The organism is Pseudomonas sp. XP2, from assembly GCF_053557975.1.
Genome location: NZ_JBNRIK010000023.1, coordinates 35,733 through 49,860, shown reverse-complemented (window position 1 = coordinate 49,860; position 14,128 = coordinate 35,733). Strand labels below are relative to the sequence as shown.

Genomic DNA, 14,128 nt, shown 5'->3' with positions numbered 1-14,128 from the left:
TGCGGTTTTACCCGCGAAGAGGCCAGCGCAGCCAACATCACTCGATGACTTTCAGCCGCTGCTCGATATGCCGCCGCTCCGGCGCCTGCCGGGTCAGCGCCAGCGCCTGGCGCCAGGCCGCACGCGCCTCCTCCACCTGCCCCAACTGGTAATGCAGCTCGGCCCGCGCCGCGTGCGCCAGGTGATAGTCCAGCAGATCACCGCGCGCCAGAATCCCTTCGACTTCCCGCAGGCCCACTTGCGGCCCATCGCGCTTCGCCAGCGCCACCGCCCGGTTCAGTTCCACCACCGCTGACGGCCAATGCCGCTGCAACACATCATACAGCCCGACGATTTCCACCCAGTCCGTTTCTTCTGCGGTTGCCGCTTCAGCGTGCACAGCGGCGATCGCTGCCTGCACCGTGTAGGCACCGAACGCCCGGCTTTGCAGGGCCTGGCGCACCAGCTCGCAGCCCTCGTCAATGCGTTGCCGGTCCCACAGGCTGCGGTCCTGTTGTTCCAGCAGCACAAGGTTGCCCTGGGCATCGGTGCGCGCCTGCTGCCGCGATGCCTGAAGCAGCATCAAGGCCAGCAGGCCGTTGGCCTCCGCATCAGGCAACAATTGCACCAGCAGCCGCGCCAGGCGAATGGCTTCATCGCTCAGCTCCTGCTGCAGCAGTGACTCGCCCGACGACGCCGAATAGCCTTCGTTGAACACCAGGTATATCACCCGTAACACGCTCTCCAGGCGCTCGGGCAGTTCGCTCAACGCTGGTACCTGGTAGGGGATGCCGGCATCGCGGATCTTGGCTTTGGCGCGCACGATGCGCTGGGCGATGGTAGTCGGGCTTTGCAGGAAGGCGCGGGCAATCTGCTCGGTGGTCAAGTCGCAGACTGCGCGCAGGGTCAGCGGTACCTGGGCATCGGCCGACAGCGCCGGGTGGCAACAGGTGAAAATCAGCCGCAGGCGGTCATCCGCCAACAACTCTTCTTCGCTGGGGTCCTGCCCCTGGCCGTCGAGCAGCATGCTCAAGTCTGCCTGGGAGCGATCGAAACGTGCGCGTCGGCGCAGTGCATCGATGGCCTTGAAGCGCCCGGTGGAGACCAGCCACGCCCGTGGGTTCTCGGGGATGCCATCACGCTGCCAGCGCTCGACGGCGATGAAGAAGGCATCATGCATGGCCTCCTCGGCCAGGTCGAAATCACCCAGCAGGCGGATCAATGTCGCCAGGATGCGCCGCGACTCCCGCCGGTACACCGACTCGACTTCGGCGCGCACCTGCGCCAGGGCTGTCATCAGTCGGGCATCCGCTGGGTCACCACCTCCACCAGGCGGTCCAGGCTTTCTCCCCAGCCCTGATAAAAACCCATTTCTTCATGGGCCCGGCAGTCAGCAGCATTCCAGTGCCAGGCGCGGGCGGTGTAGCGGGTTTTGCCCTGCTCCTCGTCAAAGCTGATCACGGCGGTCATGAAGGCCTTTTCTGACGGCACCCAACCGGGGCCAAAGGCATCGGTGAACACCAACCGTCGCGGCGCGGCAATGTCCAGAAACACGCCCTGGGTCGGGTATTCGCTACCATCCGGCGCTCGCATCAGGGTGCGGAATACCCCCCCGATCCACAACTGCATCTCGCACTCCGGGGTGGTCATGCCATGCGGCCCCCACCACTGCATCAGCCAATGGGGTTCGCTCCAGGCGCGAAACACCTTGGCCGGCGGTGCGTCGATCAGGCGGCTGATGGACAACTCGTGTTGCGCTTGCGCGGGGTGTGCAAGGCTCATGCTGATGGTTCTCCGTAGCTGTCAGGGTTGCAGTTCACGCACCGGTCGCACCTCGACACTGCCGACCCGTGCCGCAGGAATGCCCTTGGCGATGTTCAGCGCTTCGTTCAGGTCGCGGGCCTCCACCAGGTAAAAGCCGGCGAGTTGCTCCTTGGTTTCGGCATACGGGCCGTCGGTCAGGCTCATGTGCCCGTTACGCACACGTACCGTGGTGGCGGTCTGCACAGGCTTGAGCGCCTCGGCCGCCAGCATTCGCCCCGAGCCAAGTACGGCTTCGGCGTAGGCCAGGCATTCGGCGTCTTCCGGGCTGTCGGGCAAGCTATGCAGCAGCCCCTCGTCACAATAGACCAGGCACAGGTATTTCATGGTCGCCTCCAGGGCATCGGCAAAGTGCGTTTGGCGATAACGGCTCAGGGCTTGAGATCGAACAGGGCTTTTTGCGTCTCCATGTCGAAGGGTGCCGACCAGTGTTCGTGGATCACCCGCCACTGGCCACCTTGACGACGATAGCCCACGGTCGCGCGCATGAAGCCGCTCTGGCTTTCGTCGTCGCCTGGGCCGCAGCGGTTCAGCCAGTGGGCCAGGGCCAGGTCGCCATCGGCGTGGACGGTAAGCTGGGCAAGTTCGAAGACCATGGGCCCGGTGCACATGCCCATGCACATTTCCCAGTGCGCCGTGTAGGCGGCCTTGCCTTTGAATTGCAGGGCCTGGATGGCATCGAAGGCAACGATGTCATCGGCATAGGGGGCGGTGATGCTGGGGATGTCGCGATCGCGCACGGCCTGCATCCAGCGCTCGATCAGTTGGCGGATCTCGGTTTCGGCTGCGGTGCTCATCGGGGTGCCTCCGACAGTACGTAGGGTTTTGACACGCAGTGCGGCGTGCCTTCACCTATGGTCGAACGGAGAGCAGAGTAATCGACAACGCTTGAAAATATTCTGAATGCTGATCGCCCCATCGCCGGCAAGTCAGCTGCCACAGGGGTAGCACAACATGCAAATGCTGCGACAACCTTGTGGGCGCTGGCTTGCCGGCGATGAGGCCATCAGCAACTACAGTGGATACCTGTTGGTCAACCTTGCTGGCAACCTTCACCCATAGCCCGGTACTGGATGGTATGCACCTGGCCCTGGTGGTCTTCGTAGGTCATGGTCGCAGGTACCACTTCGCAGACATTGGGGATGGTCGACAGGTTGATCACCCGCTTGATGTCCAGGTTCATGGAGTAGTCGTACTGCTGGGCCACAGGCTCGCTGGAGACGGGTTTGACCTCATCGGCAAGGGCGAACGAGGACATACCGACCAATGCAAGAATCAGTAATGGTTTCATGTGAGTGTGCCTTTTGAGCATTCAAGCTGATCGATTGACTTCTATTGCCGTACCCGGCGCGGAGAAGTTGCCATCTACGGTGAAGATGGCACGAAGTACCGATCCCGCTTCGTACTGCCAGGGGGGATGAGTAAAATTCTACTCCCGGTTGCCAATAGTTGAACCCTGAACTCGGATATTCACCGTTGCCCGATTTGCAACAATCTGCGTCAAAATGGCCGCAACATCTCAGGCCAGAGCCTTTGGCCAGTTTTCAGGGAAGGACTCGTCATCTCATTAAAAAATATTCACTGCTCGACACTTGCGGCCACAGAACGCCGGCTGCTGGAGCATTTTTACCGCCAACACGGCTCGCGCATGCGTGCTGCAAGCGACGCTGAACTGTGGGTGGCACGCGCCCCAGGCATCATTGCGGGCTTGAGCCTCAGTGCGGTAGGCGAAGGATTATGGCTGACGGGGCTGTTCGTCGACCCGCAACAGCGCGGCCAAGGGGTGGCCGGGCGGTTGATCGACGCGGCGCTGCAGCACGCTGGCGGACCAACCTGGCTGTTCTGCCACCCGGACCTGGCGCCCTTCTATCAGCGCCTGGGTTTCCACGTGGCCGGGCAACTGCCCGAAACCCTGGCCAGCCGCTTGCAGCGCTACCAGCGCAGCAAACGCCTGGTAGCCCTGCAGCGGGGTCAGTCGTCGCTGACCTCGAGCCCGGGGAATAGCACCTCGGTGTAGCCGAACTTGGCAAAGTCCTGGATACGCGATGGGTACAGCCGGCCGATCAGGTGGTCACACTCGTGCTGCACCACCCGCGCATGGAAACCGTCGGCAAAGCGGTTGATCGGGTTGCCTTGGGGGTCGACCCCTTCGTAGCAGATATGCTTGAAGCGTGGCACCACACCGCGCAGGCCCGGTACCGACAGGCAACCTTCCCAGCCGTCCTCCACTTCAGTGGACATCGGCGTGATGACCGGGTTGATCAAAATGGTCTGCGGCACCGCTTCGGCATCCGGGTAGCGCTCGCTGCGCTCGAAGCCGAAAATCACCAACTGCAGGTCGATACCAATCTGTGGCGCGGCCAAGCCTACGCCGCCCACATGGCGCATGGTTTCGAACATGTCGTCGATCAGTTGCTGCAGTTCGACAGTGCCGAGCATGTGCTCGGGCACGGGCGGGGCGATGCGCAGCAGGCGTTCGTCGCCCATCTTTAGAATGTCACGGATCATCTGGGGTTCGGCTCGGAAGGTTGGTGCTCGCTGGGTTGCGGGTGCTCATGGCCCAGCACGGTGATGGTTTGCGGAGCCTTGTGCCCTTCGAAATCTTTCTCACCAGGGTTTTTACCCTCGCTCGACATGTGCTCGATCACCGCGTTCATCTCCGCGCCCAGCAGCAATACGGCAGCGGAAATATAGAAATACAGCAACAGCACGATGATTGCACCAATGCTGCCGTACATCGCGTTGTAGTCGGCAAATGTTTTCACGTAATAAGCAAAGCCCAGGGAAGCCACGATCCACACCACCACTGCCAGCACCGAACCGGGTGTAATGAAGCGAAACTTTTGTTTCACGTCAGGCATGACGTAGTAGATCAGGGCCACTGCCACCATCAGCAAGATGATGATCACTGGCCAGCGCAGGATGGTCCAGAGTGTGACGATGAACTCCTGCATACCAATCTGGGCGGCGATCCATTCCATCACCTGCGGGCCCAGTACCATCAGTGCTGCGGCCGCCAGCAACATGCCGGCCAGGCCGATGGTGTAGAAAATGGAAAGCGGGATACGCTTCCAAACCGGGCGGCCTTCGGGCACATCGTAAGCAGCGTTCATCGCGCTCATCATCAGGCGTACGCCGGCCGATGCGGTCCACAAGGCAATCACGATACCCACCGACAACAGCCCGCCCTTGGACTGCTGCAACTGGTCGATCACCGGGTTGACCTGTTCCAGCGCCTGCGGTGGCAGTACCAGTTCCGACTGCAGCCGCAGCCAGGAAAAGAAGTCCGGCAAATGCAGAAAACCAATCAGGGCAATGAGGAACAGCAAGAAAGGGAACAGCGAAAACAGTGCTTGGTAAGCCAGCGCAGAGGCATAGGTGGACATTTCGTCATCAAGGAATTCCTTGACGGTGCGCACCAGCACGCGGTGCAAGGGCAGGCCCTGCAGGGCGGAAAAAATCATAGCGTCTCCTTTCGCCGCTCGATCGATTCAACAGACAAGTCTAATAGACCATACCGCTGCTGTGCTGCTCCCGGCCAATGCATCAGAAAAGGTTCAAGCCCTTATAGGCCTCTTCGCGGGCCTGCCCGCGAAGAGGCCGGTACAGGTTGCTCAAATCAAGGCTTTTTCACCGCGTCCTTTACATCGCCCTTGATCTGCTGCGCCTCGCCTTTGACTTCCTGCGCCTTGCCCTCTGCACGCAGCTTGTCGTTGCCGGTTACCTTGCCAACACCCTGTTTCACGTTGCCGATTGCTTCGTTGGCCAGACCTTTCGCTTTGTCTTTAGTACCGCTCATGGCAAAACTCCTGCAAATGGAGACACGTGAACCGTGTCGACAGAAGGTGGACCCAACACCCTCGCCAGGAGTTTCAACGAATTTTCCATTCGCAAGCCGAACGGTAAAACTGCGGGCGAATACCGCACCAAATCACCCCGGCGCACCTACGCAGCCAGCACAGCTGCCCTAGAATCCCCGCAAACGTCCGCCCACAGCAGGCTGGCACTCGATAAGAACAATGTTTTCCGGATACCCGCACCCATGCGTCTGATGCCTGCACTGGTGGCCTTGCTGCCACTGCTCCCCCTGCCCGCCCTGGCCGCTGCACCGGCCAACTCCGAAACCTTGCGTGTCGAGCGTTACGCCGACGACAGCCAACCCGGTTCGCTGCGCTGGGCCATCGAAACCAGCAACCAGAACCCCGGCCACTACAGCATCGACATTGCCGCTGTCGGCAAACCGCCTTACATCATTCGCCCCAGCCGTGCGCTCCCAGACATCAAGGGCCCGGTGCGCATCACCGGCCTGCCTTGGGCGCGCGATGGCCAGTACATCGCCATCGACGGTTCGGCCTACATCAAGGACCAGGGCGTACGCACCTGCCCCGGCGCCCTGCCCGGCCAGTTCGGCACCAACGTGCGCACCACCACCAACCCCGGGCTGGTGCTGCGCGACACCCAGGGCGTGCACCTGAGCGGCCTGGAAGTGCGCAACTTTTGCATCGGCATCCTGGTCAACCGCGCCAGTGGCAACGTGATCGAAGACAACCGCATCATCGCCAACAAGGGCGGCGCTGGCATCATGCTGACCGGTGACGACGGCGCGGGTAACCCCACCGCTACCACCACGAACAACAACAAGGTGCTGCGCAACCAGCTGATCGACAATGGCGACGGCCTGGAGCTGACCCGCGGCGCGGCATTCAACCTGGTGGCCGATAACCTGTTCCGCTCCACCTCGGCCAACCCCGAGCCATCGCAGGGTATCGAGATTCTGTTGGGCAACGACAACAGCGTGGTGCGCAACCGCTTCGAAAACTACTCCGACGGCCTGCAGATCAACTGGGGCAAGCGCAACTACCTGGCTGCCAACACGTTCACTGGTAACTCGATCGGCGTCAGCGTTACCGGCGATGGCAACATCCTCGACGGCAACCTGATCCACGGCAACCGCATCGGCGTGGCACTGCGCCCGGAGCCGGAGGCCACCGCCACACGCCTGAGCGGCAATCGCATCTGGGGTAACAGCCAGGATATCCGCCGCTGCGAAGCTGGCGGTTCGTGCGTGCCGGGCCAGCGCACAGGCGCCATCGTGTTTGGCGTACCGGCCCAGGCGCATGCGCTGTATGTGGGCTCGCGCGGGGTGGGGGCCGACTTGCCGAAGAAAGACCAGGCAATCATCTGCGATGCCAACGGCGAGCCCAAGCCTTGCCAACCGCTGCCCAACCATAACCAGCAAGCGCCACACCTGATTGCGCTGCAAGGCAATGTGTTGCGTGGTGAAGTGCAGGGGCCGGCGTCGAGCCTGCTGCGGGTGGAGTTGTTTGGCAATGCCGAGGCGGATGGCACCGAGGCGCAGCAGTACCTCGGGGAGGTGCTGGTGAACAGTGACAAGCAGGGCCAGGCGCGGTTTGCGCAGGTGCTGGAGGGCATCGGCGGGCTGCGCAGTTTTACTGCGACCGTGACGACAGCTGACGGGGCAACATCCGAGTTGAGCCTGCCGGTTCGGCGTTAACGCTACCGGCCTGTTCGCGGGCTTGCCCCGCCCGGTGCCACCCCTCACAATGCAGGCCTTCATAGCGTCAACCCGCAGGAACCTGCATGAAACTCGACAAACCCGCCGCCATCGCCCGGCGCAACGAAGCACTGGCCAAGCCGGTGCTGAACAGCAGCAATACGCTGTTCGCCATCCTGGACAACAAACGCAACCTGTGGTGGTTCGAAGTGCCTGTGGCGCTGCTGGGCAAGGGCCAGGCCGACTGGGTCAACCTGCTGCTGCACACGCCAGAAAGCGATGAGCTGCAGCACCTGAAGGTGCCCACCAACTTCCTCAAGGCTCACCTGGAGCAGATGGAAGTGCGCAAGCCCGGCAAGCGCCGTTCCACCATCAGCCTTGCGCTCAGCGCCGACCGCGATTCGCTGCTGCGCGACACCCGCCCGGGTGGCGAGCAGCTGGACTTCCGCAACTTCGTGCAGGCTTAAGGCGGTCAGACCTTCTCGATACGGTCGTCATGGATGACGATCAGGCCCTGCTTGAACAACGCGCCGATGGCCTTCTTGAAGTTGCCCTTGCTGACGTTGAACAGCTTGCTGATCAGCGCCGGGTCGCTCTTGTCGCACACGCCCAACACCCCACCTTCAGCCTCCAGACGCGCCATGATCTGCTCTTGCAGGCTGTCAGCCAGGGCCGCACCCACCGGTTGCAGGCTCAGGGCGATCTTGCCGTCGTGGCGCACTTCCTTGATGAAGCCCTTTTCGTGCATGCCCGAACGCAGGAACTTGAACACCTCATTCTTGTGGATCAGGCCCCAGTGGCGGTTATTGATGATGGCCTTGAAGCCCATCGGCGTTTCGCCGGCCACCAGCAACTCGACCGGTTGCCCGACTTTGTAGTCGGCCGGGGTGACGTCGAGGTAACGGTCCAGGCGCGACGTGGCGGTGATGCGGCGGGTGCGCTTGTCGAGGTAGACGTGCACCACGCAGTAATCGCCGATCTTCAGCTGCCGAGCCTCTTCCGAGTACGGCATCAGCAGGTCCTTGGGCAGGCCCCAGTCCAGGAAGATACCGGCCCCGTTGATGTCCTTGACCTTGAGGCTGGCAAACTCACCCACCTGAACCTTGGGCTTTTCAGTGGTAGCGATCAGCTGGTCTTCGCTGTCCAGATAGATGAACACGTTCAGCCAGTCATCCACCTCGGTTTCGGCGTTTTTCGGGATGTAGCGCCCCGGCAGCAGGATTTCGCCATCGGCGCCGCCGTCCAGGTACAGACCGAAGTCCACGTGTTTCACGATTTGCAAACTGTTGTAACGCCCAAGCAGAGCCATTTCCGATGATCCTCAAGACAAGGCGGCTATTCTACACCTGAAGCCACCGCATGGCCCGACCACTGATACAGTTGAACCGCCAGCCCGCCCTTGCGTCTACCCTCTGGCCAGACTGAGGAAGGAACAGCACATGCCGCTACGCCTGCTCAAAGCCTTGCTTGTCGCCGTCGGCTTCGCACTGGCCGTGGCCGCCTGCAGCCGCATCGACCTGGCCTACCGCAACCTCGACCGCCTGGTGCCGTGGTCGCTGGGCGATTACCTGGACATGAACAGCGAGCAGAAGGCCTTGCTCGACGACCGCTTGCGCGAGCACCTGGCCTGGCATTGCAAGACCCAGCTGCCCGGCTACCTCGACTGGCTGGACCGGGTACGCGGCATGGTCGCCGATGGCCAAGTGACCGACCAGGCCCTGCAGCAACGTACCCGTGAGGCCCGTGAGGCGATTGACCGGGTGGCAGAGGAAATCACCCCATCGGCCACTGAACTGTTGCGCGGCATGAGCGATACCCAAGTGGCGCAGATGCGCGAAGCGTTCCGCGATGACATCAGCGAACGGCAGAAAAAGTACGTGGATACGCCGCTGCCCAAACAGATCGCCCGCCGTAGCGAACGCATGGAGAAACGCCTGACCCCGTGGTTCGGCGAGTTGTCGGCAGCACAGAAGCAACGGGTCCAGGCCTGGTCCACAGCGTTGGGCGACCAGAACCGCGAATGGATCGCCAACCGCGCCCACTGGCAGCAGCAATTGTTGCTGGCGATGAACCAGCGCAATGACGCCAGCTTTGAACCACGCCTGGCGACACTGTTGCAGCGCAAGGAAAGTCTGTGGACGCCTGAATACCGCTCAGCGTTTCAAAATACCGAACAACAGGCGCGCAGCCTGCTGGTGGACCTGGTGCAGCTGAGCACCCCGCAACAGCGGCGGTTCTTGCAAGAAAAGCTGGGCAAGGTGCGGACTGATTTCAGTGAATTGAAGTGTTTGAAGGGGTGAAGTCACTGGTTGCCTGCCCTGGCCCTATCGCCGGCAAGCCAGCGCCCACAGGTCCCCGAGAACGCTCAGCTCTGTGGTAATCCTGTGGGAGCTGGCTTGCCGGCGACAGGGCCAAGACAGGCCAAGCATTTACCGGGCCTTGCGCCGGTAGGGAAACACATCAATCACCTTCCCCTCACGAATCGCTGCCTGCAGCCCCTTCCAGTAATCCGCGTCATACAACTCCCCGTGCAAGCGGCTGAACAACCGCCGCTGGCCAATATCGGCAAACAGGAACGGCGGAAACTCTTCGGGGAACACGTCATGCGGCCCGATCGAGTACCACGGCTCGCCCGACATCTCGTCTTCGGGGTAACGCGGTGGCGGAATGTGGCGGAAGTTCACTTCGGTCAGGAAGCTGATCTCGTCATAGTCGTAAAACACCACCCGGCCATGGCGGGTCACGCCAAAGTTCTTCAGCAACATGTCGCCGGGGAAAATGTTAGCCGCCGCCAGTTGCTTGATGGCCAGGCCGTAATCCTCCAGCGCCTCCAGCACCTGGCCTTCGCTGGCATGCTCCAGGTACAGGTTCAACGGCGTCATGCGCCGCTCGGTCCAGCAGTGGCGGATCAGTACCGTGTCACCCTCCAAAACCACCGTCGACGGTGCTACCTCCAGCAGTTCGGCCAGGCACTCGGGCGCGAACTTGCCCCGTGGGAAGCGAAAATCGGCAAACTCCTGGGTATCGGCCAGGCGCCCCACGCGGTCGACGCTTTTCACCAGCCGGTACTTGTCGATCACCGTGGCGCGGTCGACGGTTTTAGACGGCGAGAAGCGGTCCTTGATGATCTTGAACACGGTGTTGAAGCCCGGCAGGGTAAACACGCTCATGACCATGCCGCGCACCCCAGGCGCCATGACGAAGCGGTCTTCGCTGCCGGCCAGGTGGTTGATCAGCGCCCGGTAGAACTCCGACTTGCCGTGCTTGTAGAAACCGATGGAGGTGTACAGCTCGGCAATGTGCTTGCCCGGCAAGATGCGCTTGAGGAAGTTGACGAACTCTGCCGGTACCGGCACATCGACCATGAAATAGGAGCGGGTGAAGGAAAAGATGATCGACACCTCGGCCTCGTCGGTGATCAGCCCATCGGCCTCGATACCATGCCCTTCGCGGTGCAGCAGCGGTATCACCAGCGGCCACTGCTCATCGCTGTTGTACAACCGGCCGACCAGGTAGGCACCCTTGTTGCGGTACAGCACCGGCGAAAACAGCTCCACTGCCAGCATCGGGTCTTTGCACACCCAATCCGGCAGGCATTCGCGCAGTTGCTCCTCAAGGCGTGACACGTCGCTTTCAAGGTCGCCGTAGGCGAATGCATAGTCGGAAAGAATCGCCCGTAGCAGGCCCTGCAGATTGCCATCGGGGCGATAGGTGCAGGTTTGCGTGGCGCGCTGGTGGCTGCGGATGGACGGCCGGGTGGTGTGGATGAACATGCAGCCGTCGCTGATCTGGTCATGGCTGAACAGGCTGCAGAACAATGAGTTGTACCAGGTCTCTGACAGCTCATCGTCCAGGCGCCGGTCGATCAGGCTTATGTAGGCACTTTTAACCAGAGGCCACTGCTCGACCTCCAGCAGCACCTCGTCATCGAACGCATCACGCAACCAGCCGTTGACCTCACCGACCTTCTGTTCGTACAGGTTGATACGGGCAGCGGCTGCCCGCTGGCTATCTTGCCAACGCGCCTGCTCGAAGCGCTCGCGGGCGCCTAGGGTGATGCGGCGAAAATGCTCGCGATAGTCGTCGAAGCCATCGAGGATCATCCGGGCGATCTCGCCGGCAGGCCAGTGCTGGGTCATGCGGTGGGCCTCGGTGCAAAGATTGAGTACTGAGCTTAGCCGCCCTTGTGGTCATGGGTTAATGCCACACCTCGAAGGCCTGCATGGCCCTTGCAGGCCGCAATGGATTGCACCGCAAGAAAGCACAAGAATCCCCCCGCCCCCTGGCGTACACTCGCGCCCTGCCCTGTACCCGGAGACCGCCGTGAGCCCCATCGCCCTAGCCCGCCTGCTGACCCTTGCTGCCGTCTGGGGGGCGAGTTTCCTGTTCATGCGCATCATCGCCCCCGAGCTGGGCACGGTGCCGACCGCGTTCTTCCGGGTATCCATTGCCTGCCTGGGCTTGATCGGCATCGTCGCGGTCGCCCGCGTGCGTTGGGACTTCCAGGGCAAGCTGGGTGCCTGCCTGGTGCTGGGCATGATCAACTCCGGTATCCCCGCCACCTTCTATTCCGTTGCCGCTCAGGTATTGCCAGCCGGCTACTCGGCGATCTTCAACGCCACCACGCCACTGATGGGCGTGCTGATCGGCATGCTGTTCTTCCGCGAGCCCATGACCCTGCCCAAGTTGTGCGGCATCTTCCTGGGCCTGTTTGGCGTCGGCATCCTCAGCGGCGCCGGCCCGGTCGCGTTGGACATGGCCCTGCTGCAAGGCGCCCTCGCTTGCCTGGCGGCCACCACCTGCTACGGCTTTGCCGGCTTCCTTGCCCGCCGCTGGATCAGCGGCCTGGACAGCCGCCTTTCGGCGCTGGGCAGCATGCTCGGCGCCACCTTGCTGCTAAGCCCAGTGTTCGCCTGGAGCGCGCTGAGCCAGCCACCCGCCAGCTGGGGCGGCTGGCAGGTGTGGCTGTCGCTGCTGGGCCTGGGGCTGTTGTGCACGGCGTTCGCCTACATCCTTTACTTCCGCCTGCTGGAAGAAATCGGACCGGTAAAGGCCAGCACCGTGACCTTCCTCATTCCGGTGTTCGGTGTACTGTGGGGCGCCTGGCTGCTGGATGAGTCACTGTCGATGGGCCACCTGTATGGCGGTTTGCTGATTGGCATGGCACTGTGGCTGGTGCTGCGCCCGGCGCGCAGCTGAAGTGGGGCACATGATGAACGGCGCGTACAAGAAGGTCCTGTTCCGCCTGGAACAGGACGAGAACGGCTACCCACCGGCCTCGGTCGAAGGCCTATGGGCCAAAGCCGTGGAAGGCGGCTATGCCGTCGACAACATCCCCTTCCATGTCTACGGCATTGCCCCGGGTGATGTGATAACCACCCGTGAAGAAAACGGCGAAACCTGGTTCGACGCACTGCGCTGCGGCAGCGGCAGCTCGGTATTCCGGGTGCTGGTAAAGCCACCGGAAACCCTGGACCAGGTATGCACGGCCTTGCAGGACTTCGGCTGCAAGTGCGAAACCGAGCAGGCCGTGAGAATGCTGGCCGTCGAAGTCCCGCCAGCGCGTTCACTCGACACCCTGCTCTACTACCTGCTCACCCAGCGCGAGGCCGGCCTGCTGGACTTCGAGGAAGGCGTATTGCGCCACGCCATCCCCGAAGAGTTCCGCTAGGACTTACGCCTCGGCCAGGCGCGCGGCGGGCTTGCGAAACACGAACAGCAGGCCCACCACGATCAACCCCATGCCCAGCAGGCTGAGCGGTGCCAGTCGGTTGCCGAAGATCAGGAAGTCCATCACTGCGGTCACCGCCGGCACCAGGTAGAACAGGCTGGTGACATTGACCAGGTTGCCCTTGGCGATCAGCCGATACAGCAGCAACGTCGCCAGCAATGAAACCACCAGGCCCATCCACAGCAACGCGCCGACAAAGCCGCCGGCCCACTCGACATGCAGTGGTTGCAACGGTGCGAACAGCGCGCACATGGCAAAGCCGGCCAGGTACTGCAGCGGCAACGTGCCCATGGGGTTATCGGTGATGCGCTTTTGCAGGATCGAGCCCAGGGTCATACTGGCCAGCGCCAGCAGGGCAAACAGCATCCCCGCCAGCGAGACCCCTCCCAGGTTGATACCCTGGTACACCACCATGATCAGGCCAGCCAACCCCAGCCCCAGGCCGAACAAACGGCTCCATGAGCGCTGACGCTCCATCAGCACCACGGTAAGGATTGGTTGTACCCCCATGACCGTGGCCATGACGCCAGGGGTGACATGGGTGTTGAGCGCCAACAAGTAGAAGATCTGGTAGGCGCCGAGCAGCACGCACCCGGTACCCAAGGCGCGCAGAATCGCCCCTCGGCTGCGCGGCCAGCGCAGCCCCAGCAGCGGGCCGATCAGCAGCAGGCCCGCGAGGGCCAACGACGAGCGCAACAGCAGGAAGGCGAACGGGCTGGCGTGCGCCAGGCCCAGCTTGGAGACAATCGCCCCGCTGCTCCACAGCAGGACGAACAGGCTGGTCGTGGCCGCCGAGGCCACGGATGCTTTGGTAAAGACAGACATGTATTGCCACCTGATAGTAGGCAGAAAAGCCAAACGGACGGCGTGCGCTTCAGCGGGGAAGTAGCCGACCGTGTTCAGTAGGTTGCGTGTGCGTAGGGGTTCGGCAACAAGCCGATCAGCCCAGCACGACCACGCAAGGAGGCGGAGCTACGCCGCCTACAACGCCACTGACAGGTGGTGGGTAATGACTGATCATGACCGGCTGCTGGCTGCCACGCACGACCCTGCCCGCGACTGGCGCGAAGGCAAAGCTTGTG

General features: G+C 62.2%; 17 protein-coding genes. 6 read left to right on the top strand and 11 right to left on the bottom strand.

The window, feature by feature from the left end:
* Nucleotides 1-37 precede the first annotated feature (37 nt).
* The 5 genes from ACK1VC_RS21750 to ACK1VC_RS21730 all read right to left on the bottom strand — a co-directional run bounded on the left by ACK1VC_RS21750 (nucleotide 38) and on the right by ACK1VC_RS21730 (nucleotide 3,091).
* Nucleotides 38-1,276: an RNA polymerase sigma factor gene (locus ACK1VC_RS21750; RefSeq protein ID WP_102689702.1), complete on the bottom strand. Its 1,239-nt coding sequence runs from the start codon at nucleotides 1,274-1,276 to the stop codon at nucleotides 38-40.
* Nucleotides 1,276-1,761, bottom strand: coding sequence for an SRPBCC family protein (locus ACK1VC_RS21745; protein WP_016488565.1), 486 nt, complete (start codon nucleotides 1,759-1,761; stop codon nucleotides 1,276-1,278). Before ACK1VC_RS21745 ends, ACK1VC_RS21750 begins: the two co-directional genes overlap by 1 nt.
* Before the next feature lie 21 nt (nucleotides 1,762-1,782).
* Nucleotides 1,783-2,127 (bottom strand): YciI family protein, encoded by a 345-nt coding sequence (locus ACK1VC_RS21740; protein WP_096426626.1) that lies wholly within the window; start codon nucleotides 2,125-2,127, stop codon nucleotides 1,783-1,785.
* A gap of 44 nt (nucleotides 2,128-2,171) precedes the next feature.
* The gene (locus ACK1VC_RS21735; RefSeq protein ID WP_191086868.1) at nucleotides 2,172-2,597 is read right to left on the bottom strand and encodes a YybH family protein; all 426 of its coding nucleotides are present in this window, start codon (nucleotides 2,595-2,597) and stop codon (nucleotides 2,172-2,174) included.
* Nucleotides 2,598-2,833: 236 nt separating this feature from the next.
* The gene (locus ACK1VC_RS21730) at nucleotides 2,834-3,091 is read right to left on the bottom strand and encodes a DUF2790 domain-containing protein (protein WP_016488568.1); all 258 of its coding nucleotides are present in this window, start codon (nucleotides 3,089-3,091) and stop codon (nucleotides 2,834-2,836) included.
* 357 nt (nucleotides 3,092-3,448) lie between these two features.
* Between ACK1VC_RS21730 and ACK1VC_RS21725 the strand changes: the two genes are divergently transcribed.
* Nucleotides 3,449-3,817, top strand: coding sequence for a GNAT family N-acetyltransferase (locus tag ACK1VC_RS21725; RefSeq protein ID WP_191086869.1), 369 nt, complete (start codon nucleotides 3,449-3,451; stop codon nucleotides 3,815-3,817).
* Here the strand turns inward: ACK1VC_RS21725 and def are convergent.
* From def to ACK1VC_RS21710, 3 genes are all read right to left on the bottom strand, one after another.
* Nucleotides 3,772-4,308: a peptide deformylase gene (gene def / locus ACK1VC_RS21720; protein WP_016488570.1), complete on the bottom strand. Its 537-nt coding sequence runs from the start codon at nucleotides 4,306-4,308 to the stop codon at nucleotides 3,772-3,774. The genes ACK1VC_RS21725 and def overlap by 46 nt on opposite strands.
* Nucleotides 4,305-5,264 (bottom strand): YihY/virulence factor BrkB family protein, encoded by a 960-nt coding sequence (locus ACK1VC_RS21715; RefSeq protein WP_016488571.1) that lies wholly within the window; start codon nucleotides 5,262-5,264, stop codon nucleotides 4,305-4,307. Before ACK1VC_RS21715 ends, def begins: the two co-directional genes overlap by 4 nt.
* A gap of 155 nt (nucleotides 5,265-5,419) precedes the next feature.
* On the bottom strand, nucleotides 5,420-5,599 hold the full coding sequence (locus ACK1VC_RS21710) for a CsbD family protein (RefSeq protein WP_016488572.1): 180 nt from the start codon (nucleotides 5,597-5,599) through the stop codon (nucleotides 5,420-5,422).
* A gap of 243 nt (nucleotides 5,600-5,842) precedes the next feature.
* On the opposite strand from ACK1VC_RS21710, the gene ACK1VC_RS21705 reads away from it, so the two are divergent.
* Nucleotides 5,843-7,315, top strand: a complete 1,473-nt coding sequence (locus ACK1VC_RS21705; RefSeq protein ID WP_016488573.1) for a right-handed parallel beta-helix repeat-containing protein — start codon at nucleotides 5,843-5,845, stop codon at nucleotides 7,313-7,315.
* A gap of 86 nt (nucleotides 7,316-7,401) precedes the next feature.
* Nucleotides 7,402-7,782, top strand: coding sequence for a hypothetical protein (locus ACK1VC_RS21700; RefSeq protein WP_016488574.1), 381 nt, complete (start codon nucleotides 7,402-7,404; stop codon nucleotides 7,780-7,782).
* A 5-nt stretch (nucleotides 7,783-7,787) separates the two neighbouring features.
* Here the strand turns inward: ACK1VC_RS21700 and ACK1VC_RS21695 are convergent, their stop codons facing one another.
* The gene (locus tag ACK1VC_RS21695; RefSeq protein WP_016488575.1) at nucleotides 7,788-8,624 is read right to left on the bottom strand and encodes a CvfB family protein; all 837 of its coding nucleotides are present in this window, start codon (nucleotides 8,622-8,624) and stop codon (nucleotides 7,788-7,790) included.
* Between the two features lie 130 nt (nucleotides 8,625-8,754).
* Here ACK1VC_RS21695 and ACK1VC_RS21690 point away from each other — a divergent pair, with 130 nt between their 5' ends.
* Nucleotides 8,755-9,615 carry a DUF6279 family lipoprotein gene (locus ACK1VC_RS21690; RefSeq protein ID WP_145913831.1) on the top strand — a complete coding sequence of 287 codons (861 nt, stop codon included), beginning with the start codon at nucleotides 8,755-8,757 and terminating at the stop codon, nucleotides 9,613-9,615.
* A gap of 129 nt (nucleotides 9,616-9,744) precedes the next feature.
* On the opposite strand, the gene aceK is transcribed toward ACK1VC_RS21690, so the two are convergent.
* On the bottom strand, nucleotides 9,745-11,454 hold the full coding sequence (gene aceK / locus ACK1VC_RS21685) for a bifunctional isocitrate dehydrogenase kinase/phosphatase (RefSeq protein WP_191086871.1): 1,710 nt from the start codon (nucleotides 11,452-11,454) through the stop codon (nucleotides 9,745-9,747).
* Between the two features lie 184 nt (nucleotides 11,455-11,638).
* Here aceK and ACK1VC_RS21680 point away from each other — a divergent pair, with 184 nt between their 5' ends.
* Both ACK1VC_RS21680 and ACK1VC_RS21675 read left to right on the top strand, forming a co-directional pair.
* A complete protein-coding gene (locus tag ACK1VC_RS21680) occupies nucleotides 11,639-12,514 on the top strand; it encodes a DMT family transporter (RefSeq protein ID WP_016488578.1) in 876 nt (291 codons plus the stop codon).
* Nucleotides 12,515-12,527: 13 nt separating this feature from the next.
* Nucleotides 12,528-12,986, top strand: coding sequence for a DUF4265 domain-containing protein (locus ACK1VC_RS21675; protein WP_024718078.1), 459 nt, complete (start codon nucleotides 12,528-12,530; stop codon nucleotides 12,984-12,986).
* 3 nt (nucleotides 12,987-12,989) lie between these two features.
* On the opposite strand, the gene ACK1VC_RS21670 is transcribed toward ACK1VC_RS21675, so the two are convergent.
* Nucleotides 12,990-13,871, bottom strand: coding sequence for a DMT family transporter (locus tag ACK1VC_RS21670; RefSeq protein ID WP_016488580.1), 882 nt, complete (start codon nucleotides 13,869-13,871; stop codon nucleotides 12,990-12,992).
* Nucleotides 13,872-14,128: the final 257 nt, after the last annotated feature.

Coding starts and splice junctions, on each gene's coding strand:
- ACK1VC_RS21750 (WP_102689702.1), bottom strand. CDS start 1,276: ATGACAGCCCTGGCGCAGGTGCGCGCCGAAGTCGAGTCGGTGTACCGG.
- ACK1VC_RS21745 (WP_016488565.1), bottom strand. CDS start 1,761: ATGAGCCTTGCACACCCCGCGCAAGCGCAACACGAGTTGTCCATCAGC.
- ACK1VC_RS21740 (WP_096426626.1), bottom strand. CDS start 2,127: ATGAAATACCTGTGCCTGGTCTATTGTGACGAGGGGCTGCTGCATAGC.
- ACK1VC_RS21735 (WP_191086868.1), bottom strand. CDS start 2,597: ATGAGCACCGCAGCCGAAACCGAGATCCGCCAACTGATCGAGCGCTGG.
- ACK1VC_RS21730 (WP_016488568.1), bottom strand. CDS start 3,091: ATGAAACCATTACTGATTCTTGCATTGGTCGGTATGTCCTCGTTCGCC.
- ACK1VC_RS21725 (WP_191086869.1), top strand. CDS start 3,449: ATGCGTGCTGCAAGCGACGCTGAACTGTGGGTGGCACGCGCCCCAGGC.
- def (WP_016488570.1), bottom strand. CDS start 4,308: ATGATCCGTGACATTCTAAAGATGGGCGACGAACGCCTGCTGCGCATC.
- ACK1VC_RS21715 (WP_016488571.1), bottom strand. CDS start 5,264: ATGATTTTTTCCGCCCTGCAGGGCCTGCCCTTGCACCGCGTGCTGGTG.
- ACK1VC_RS21710 (WP_016488572.1), bottom strand. CDS start 5,599: ATGAGCGGTACTAAAGACAAAGCGAAAGGTCTGGCCAACGAAGCAATC.
- ACK1VC_RS21705 (WP_016488573.1), top strand. CDS start 5,843: ATGCGTCTGATGCCTGCACTGGTGGCCTTGCTGCCACTGCTCCCCCTG.
- ACK1VC_RS21700 (WP_016488574.1), top strand. CDS start 7,402: ATGAAACTCGACAAACCCGCCGCCATCGCCCGGCGCAACGAAGCACTG.
- ACK1VC_RS21695 (WP_016488575.1), bottom strand. CDS start 8,624: ATGGCTCTGCTTGGGCGTTACAACAGTTTGCAAATCGTGAAACACGTG.
- ACK1VC_RS21690 (WP_145913831.1), top strand. CDS start 8,755: ATGCCGCTACGCCTGCTCAAAGCCTTGCTTGTCGCCGTCGGCTTCGCA.
- aceK (WP_191086871.1), bottom strand. CDS start 11,454: ATGACCCAGCACTGGCCTGCCGGCGAGATCGCCCGGATGATCCTCGAT.
- ACK1VC_RS21675 (WP_024718078.1), top strand. CDS start 12,528: ATGAACGGCGCGTACAAGAAGGTCCTGTTCCGCCTGGAACAGGACGAG.
- ACK1VC_RS21670 (WP_016488580.1), bottom strand. CDS start 13,871: ATGTCTGTCTTTACCAAAGCATCCGTGGCCTCGGCGGCCACGACCAGC.